The sequence below is a fragment of the Staphylococcus sp. HMSC62D11 genome (assembly GCF_001839145.1).
Lineage (GTDB): Bacteria > Bacillota > Bacilli > Staphylococcales > Staphylococcaceae > Staphylococcus > Staphylococcus lugdunensis.
On record NZ_KV840187.1, the window covers coordinates 78435 to 84684 of the forward strand.

Here is a 6250-nt window from a genome sequence, read left to right on the forward strand (position 1 = left end):
CAATTTGTATAGTGTGCGGATTACATGTTTTAACTTTTATTCCACAGTATAATTGTATTGAGATTTTTTATAGGGAGAAATCAATTTTGGCGACAAGTGAGCAGTTTTTCAATCAAATAATGACTAACATAAATAGCACATCAGTAAAAACACGTAAAATGATGGGCGAATATTTGATATATTATGATGATGTTTTGATTGGAGGTCTATATGATAATCAACTGCTTGTAAAAATGACTACACAATCTAGAAAGATAGCAACTAATTATCCGAGTGTGCGACCTTATCCTGGAGCAAAACCAATGATAAAAGTGGATGTTAATATTACCAATGAAGCATTGTTGTCGATATTTGAAGTAATTGCGGACGATTTAAAAACAAATAAACATTAGATTCATATGTATTCATTAAATGTCATAAAGGTGGGAGTGAAATGACAGAGAGACGAATCGTGCATATCGATATGGATTTCTTTTTTGCACAAGTAGAAATGAGAGATAATCCTAAGCTACGAGGTAAACCAGTTATCGTTGGTGGCAAAGCAAGTTCCAGAGGTGTTGTATCTACAGCATCATACGAGGCGCGTAAATATGGTGTCCATTCAGCTATGCCTATGTCACAGGCACACAAGTTATGTCCAGACGGTTATTATGTACAAGGACAATATGAAAAATATAGAACGATTTCAAATGAAATCATGTCGATTTTTCGTAGTTATACTGAAGCGGTTGAGCCTATGTCCTTAGATGAAGCTTATTTAGATATTACACACTTAGTACGTCCAGATTTACCGGCATCACAAATCGCTAACTATATTCGTCGTGATATTTATGAAAAGACACATCTTACTGCCTCTGCAGGTGTTTCGTATAATAAGTTTTTAGCCAAATTAGCTAGTGGTATGAACAAGCCAAATGGAATGACTGTCATAGATTATGAAAATGTCCATAAAATATTAATGGCATTAGACATTGGAGACTTTCCAGGTGTAGGTAAAGCTTCTGAAAAAATTATGCATAAGCATGGTATTTATAATGGTCAAGACTTATACCAAAAAGATGTGTTTGAGTTAGTTCGTTTATTCGGTAAACGAGGAAGAGGTTTATACAATAAAGCTCGAGGTATTGATGATAGCCCAGTGAAATCATCACGAATTCGAAAGTCTGTTGGCACAGAAAGAACCTTTGCAACAGATGTTAATGATGATGACGAAATTTTACAGAAAATGTGGGAGTTGTCAGGAAAGACAGCTGAACGTTTAAATAAATTGCAGAAGTCAGCTAAAACAGTGACAGTTAAAATTAAAACCTTTAAATTTGAGACTTTATCTAAACAGATGAGTCTCCGAGATCCAATTCGTTCTGAAACTGACATCTATAATATCGCATATATGTTGTATGCGGAATTAAAAGATCCTGAGACGCCTATACGGTTAATTGGAGTAACTGTAGGAAATTTGGTTAAGTCGACTTATCGTAATATGACGATTTATGACTTTATTTCTAAATCATAAGATAACAATATTAAAGCGCCAGGGACACAGTTATATTTTAAGCTATGAACTAAATATTGGCAGTAGTTGACTGAATTGAAAATATGCTGATACTAAGTTTGTTTCAATTCTAGTCAGCCTTGCCGGGGCAGGACGACGAATGCATTATGAATTCTGTCCTGCTCCCCCCTGTATTTTAGTATAGTATAACGATATTAAAAAATATCTATATAGTTTAGCCTTTGTCCTTTAAATTCTTACCATAGATAGAGAGCATCGTTGCTAAATCATCATAATGTTGCAACAACCGGAAAGTAATCATGGCACAGGCTTTAGCATCATTTAAAGCATCATGATGACCATGAAAATCTAAATTGTAAAAATCCATCATGTGCTTTAAACCATATCTTGGTGCATCTATAGTTCTCTTAGCAAGTTGATATGAACAAAAATAAGTTAAATCTGGAGTTATAATACCTGCTTGTTTCAAGCTCTGATGTAACACATTCATATCAAATGCAGCATTATGTGCGACAACGGGTAAATTAGCAATAAACTGTAGCATGTATGGAAATACATAATCAAATTGTGGTGCATGTATCACATCTTCTGGATTTATACCATGTACATTAATATTTTTTTTAGAAAAGTAATCTTGTGGATTTATTAACGTATGAAAAGATTCAGTAATTTGATTATCAATTACTTTTACCATACCAACTGAACAAATACTTGTACGTTTGCCATTGGCAGTTTCAAAGTCTAGAGCTACAAAGGCATTATTAGTCAATGGCATCACAACCTTTCTACAATCATTAATATAATGATTGTAAACCAAACATTCTCAATATGCATAGTAAAGTGATTAAGTCAAAATGAATAGATGTAAAAAAAGCCTGAAAATCATTATGATTTTCAGACATAAAACGAATACTAAGATGACTTATTCTTCATTAAAATTTCGTGATGCTAGTTCTTTTTCATATAAATAAAGTGTATTACAGTCATCACCAATACGATTTAAGTAATCAATATGTGTTTCAAACATAGCTTCTTCTTCAACTTGCTCATCTAAAAACCAGTTTAAAAATGATGTTGTCGCATAATCTTTATCATTACGTGCAATCTCTGATAAATTATAAAAACGATGCGTTACATCTTGTTCTTGAGCTAAACCATCTTTAAATGTTTCTAAAATTGAATTGAATTCAATCTTTGGTGCTGGCAAAGCAGAGAATTCAGCATGCTCGCCGCGGTCATTGATATAATCATAAATTTTTTGACCATGGAATCTTTCTTCTTTCGCTTGTTGAATATAAAAGTTAGCGAATCCTTCATATGATTCTTTGTCACAATACGCTGCCATTGCCATATACGCATGAGCAGCAAAATATTCATGGTTCATTTGTTCATTTAATGCAGCTAAAAGATCTTTACTTAGCATAAACATTCACCTCATTATTTAATTAACTTAATCAACCATCACCAGTATATCAAAGCACGTTGTGTTAGTAAAAGCTTTGAGTTCAATAAGAAAAGTTATATAATCTGGTAATGATTATTTTTTGTTATCCAGCGTACGTGTTATAATTATTCGAGTGAGAGAGACGAGGAGGAAGCCAATGAGACAATGGACTGCAATCCACTTAGCAAAACTTGCTAGAACTGCAAGCAGATCAATAGGTAAAAAAGGTACAGATTTACCAGGACAAATTGCACGCAGAGTGGATCCTACAATACTACGCAAATTAGCAGCTAATGTTGATGATATTGTATTTATTAGTGGAACGAATGGAAAGACAACGACATCAAATTTAATAGGACATACATTAAAAAAGAATCATATTGATATAATTCATAATAATGAAGGTGCCAATATGGCCGCTGGAATTACATCTGCATTTATAATGCAATCAACAAAAAACACCAAAATTGCTGTTATTGAAATTGATGAAGGGTCAATTCCTCGTGTACTAAAAGAAGTGACACCTTCAATGATGGTCTTTACTAACTTTTTCCGTGACCAAATGGACCGATTTGGCGAAATAGATATTATGATTAACAATATTGCAAAGTCTATAGGTAATAAGGGCATCAAATTATTATTAAATGCGGATGATCCATTTGTAAGTCGATTAAAAATTGCAAGTGATGCTTTAGTTTATTATGGTATGGAAGCTCATGCACATGAGTTTGAACAAAGTACCATGAATGAAAGTAAATATTGCCCTAACTGTGGACGTCTATTGCAATATGATTATATTCACTATAATCAAATTGGTCACTATCATTGTGAATGTGGATTCAAACGTGAAAATCCTACATATGAAGTTTCCACTTTTGAAGCGTCACCATTTCTAAATATGACGATCAATAATTTTACTTTTAATATGAAGATTGCTGGAGATTTCAACGCATTCAATGCTATAGCAGCATATGCTGTATTAAAAGAATTAGGTCTTAATGATGCATCGATTCAAAAAGGTTTTGAAACATATACTTCAGATAATGGACGAATGCAGTACTTTTCTAAAGGAAATAAAGAAGCGATGATAAATCTTGCTAAAAATCCTGCTGGTATGAATGCAAGTTTATCAGTTGGGGAACAGTTAGAAGGTAAAAAAGTGTATGTTATTAGCTTAAATGATAACGCAGCAGATGGTCGTGATACATCGTGGATTTACGATGCTGACTTTGAAAAGTTAACAAAACAAGATATTGAAGCCATAATCGTTACAGGTACTCGTGCTGAAGAACTTCAATTGCGTTTGAAACTTGCTGAAGTAAATGTACCTGTTATTGTTGAAAACGACATTTACAAAGCAACTGCTAAAACAATGGACTATACATCGTTTACGGTCGCTATTCCTAACTATACTTCTTTAACACCAATGTTAGAGCAATTAAATCGCTCTTTTGAAGGAGGACAGTCGTAAATGAATGAACTGACGGTATATCATTTTATGTCTGATAAATTAAATTTATACAGTGACATTGGTAATATTATTGCGTTAAAACAACGTGCTAAAAAGAGAAATATCAAACTTAATGTTAAAGAAATTAATGAAACAGATGGTGTAACATTTGATGATTGCGATATTTTTTTCATTGGTGGTGGTAGTGATAGAGAGCAAGCGCTCGCCACTAAAGAACTTAGTAAGATTAAGATGCCACTTAAAGAAGCGATAGAAGATGGTATGCCTGGTCTTACTATCTGCGGCGGGTACCAATTTTTAGGCACGAAATATATTACACCAGATGGCACAGAACTTGAAGGATTAGGTGTACTTGACTTTTATACAGAGTCTCAAACAGATCGTTTAACAGGTGACATTGTTATTGAAAGTGATACATTTGGAACAATAGTTGGCTTTGAAAACCATGGTGGTAGAACTTATCATAATTTTGGTACGCTTGGTCATGTAACACATGGCTACGGGAATAATGACACAGATCGCAAAGAAGGAATTCACTATAAGAATTTATTAGGTTCTTATTTACATGGTCCTGTATTACCGAAAAATCACGAAATGACAGATTATTTGCTTGAAAAAGCATGTGAACGAAAAGGAATTCCATTTGAGCCTAAAGAATTAGATAATACTGAAGAAGAAGCCGCGAAAAAAGTATTGATTGATCGTGCTAAAAACAATAAAAAGTAAAGATTTAAAGGGTAACGTGTTGAGAGTTAGATTAATGACTAAATTAGTTGATAATCTAACTCTTTTTTAATTCAGACACTTAGGATGCTTAACCGTCTTTAAAATGAAGATGAAGGACAGTAAAGTGCTAGAAAGAGGGAGATGAGAAAAATAGATTAGACTTTCATCCAATGTTGATATACTAAAAGTGTGTGAGTGAACTTTAATTTTAAAAGTATATAGGAGTGAGAAAATGAAGGTTTTCAAAATGATGGGTTTAACGCTTGCTGCATCATCGATGGCTTTTTCACTTTCGCAAGTTGCACACGCTGAACAAATGGTTAATGGGGACAATCATGCGTCAAGTTACAACAATCAAGTAACTCAAGATCAAGGCGAGTTTGTACATAATGGTAATGCAGGTGAAAATGCTTCTTATCTTACTAGTGAAAATTTTATTAACGCATTAGATAGTGGACAGTTGAACTTTAACGGCTACAAGATTGATCAGGACAAGGAAGATAATATAGAGTACAAACAGGTGTATGATCAAGAAGTTAGAGCAACAAGTGATGATACTGCTACAAGTATTCGATTTAAAGTAACGGATCAATCAGTGTCTTTAAACCAAATGAAAGATGCTTATCCTAGTGATAAATTGAATCGTATACCTCACACTAATTCAGACACTAATCATCCCGATGATGGTGTATATGTATATCATGGAGATCAAATTAAATTACAATTCAAAATAGAAAATGACTATGTCACTTCAGTGACGATTGGTCAAGGTGAAACAGAATAAATTCTATATTTTAAAAAACACCTCGAAAAGGTTCATTGTGAGTGAATCTTTTTGAGGTATTTGTATTTTATATGGTTTATTTAGCAAAATGAAAATCTAAAATTTTATAAATATGTAATATCACATAAATAAGATGACTTTTCATTTGAATTTGATTACATTTTCTATTTTATTGATAGATTACTTTTCACAAGAAAAATGGAGCGGGACAGAAATCATTATGAATTCGTGGTCCCACTCCGTCAAAGTTGACTAGGATTGAAACAAGCTTAGTATGAGCATATTTTCAATCCAGTCAACTACTGCCAATAT

Annotated in this window: 7 protein-coding genes; 5 read left to right on the forward strand and 2 right to left on the reverse strand. The window is 33.2% G+C overall.

Going from position 1 to position 6250, the window contains the following annotated elements; all coding sequences use genetic code 11:
• Nucleotides 1-86 precede the first annotated feature (86 nt).
• On the forward strand, nucleotides 87-392 hold the full coding sequence (locus HMPREF3267_RS06740; RefSeq protein ID WP_002477952.1) for a TfoX/Sxy family protein: 306 nt from the start codon (nucleotides 87-89) through the stop codon (nucleotides 390-392).
• A gap of 41 nt (nucleotides 393-433) precedes the next feature.
• Complete coding sequence (gene dinB, locus HMPREF3267_RS06745) at nucleotides 434-1513, forward strand: DNA polymerase IV (RefSeq protein ID WP_012990798.1); 1080 nt, start codon at nucleotides 434-436, stop codon at nucleotides 1511-1513.
• A 214-nt stretch (nucleotides 1514-1727) separates the two neighbouring features.
• Here the strand turns inward: dinB and HMPREF3267_RS06750 are convergent, their stop codons facing one another.
• Entirely contained in the window at nucleotides 1728-2282 is a 555-nt protein-coding gene (locus tag HMPREF3267_RS06750) for a 3'-5' exonuclease (RefSeq protein ID WP_094449197.1), read from the reverse strand.
• A gap of 153 nt (nucleotides 2283-2435) precedes the next feature.
• Nucleotides 2436-2936 (reverse strand): H-type ferritin FtnA, encoded by a 501-nt coding sequence (gene ftnA, locus HMPREF3267_RS06755; RefSeq protein WP_002477954.1) that lies wholly within the window; start codon nucleotides 2934-2936, stop codon nucleotides 2436-2438.
• 178 nt (nucleotides 2937-3114) lie between these two features.
• Here ftnA and HMPREF3267_RS06760 point away from each other — a divergent pair, with 178 nt between their 5' ends.
• The 3 genes from HMPREF3267_RS06760 to HMPREF3267_RS06770 all read left to right on the forward strand — a co-directional run bounded on the left by HMPREF3267_RS06760 (nucleotide 3115) and on the right by HMPREF3267_RS06770 (nucleotide 5938).
• The gene (locus HMPREF3267_RS06760) at nucleotides 3115-4428 is read left to right on the forward strand and encodes a lipid II isoglutaminyl synthase subunit MurT (protein ID WP_070823807.1); all 1314 of its coding nucleotides are present in this window, start codon (nucleotides 3115-3117) and stop codon (nucleotides 4426-4428) included.
• Nucleotides 4429-5154, forward strand: a complete 726-nt coding sequence (locus HMPREF3267_RS06765) for a lipid II isoglutaminyl synthase subunit GatD (protein WP_002477956.1) — start codon at nucleotides 4429-4431, stop codon at nucleotides 5152-5154.
• Nucleotides 5155-5386: 232 nt separating this feature from the next.
• The gene (locus HMPREF3267_RS06770; RefSeq protein WP_002492710.1) at nucleotides 5387-5938 is read left to right on the forward strand and encodes an immunodominant staphylococcal antigen IsaB family protein; all 552 of its coding nucleotides are present in this window, start codon (nucleotides 5387-5389) and stop codon (nucleotides 5936-5938) included.
• The last annotated feature ends 312 nt before the right edge of the window (nucleotides 5939-6250 follow it).

Excerpts from the sequence above, each read along its gene's own strand:
- dinB (WP_012990798.1), top strand. The coding sequence starts at position 434 with ATGACAGAGAGACGAATCGTGCATATCGATATGGATTTCTTTTTTGCA.
- ftnA (WP_002477954.1), bottom strand. The coding sequence starts at position 2,936 with ATGCTAAGTAAAGATCTTTTAGCTGCATTAAATGAACAAATGAACCAT.
- HMPREF3267_RS06760 (WP_070823807.1), top strand. The coding sequence starts at position 3,115 with ATGAGACAATGGACTGCAATCCACTTAGCAAAACTTGCTAGAACTGCA.
- HMPREF3267_RS06765 (WP_002477956.1), top strand. The coding sequence starts at position 4,429 with ATGAATGAACTGACGGTATATCATTTTATGTCTGATAAATTAAATTTA.
- HMPREF3267_RS06770 (WP_002492710.1), top strand. The coding sequence starts at position 5,387 with ATGAAGGTTTTCAAAATGATGGGTTTAACGCTTGCTGCATCATCGATG.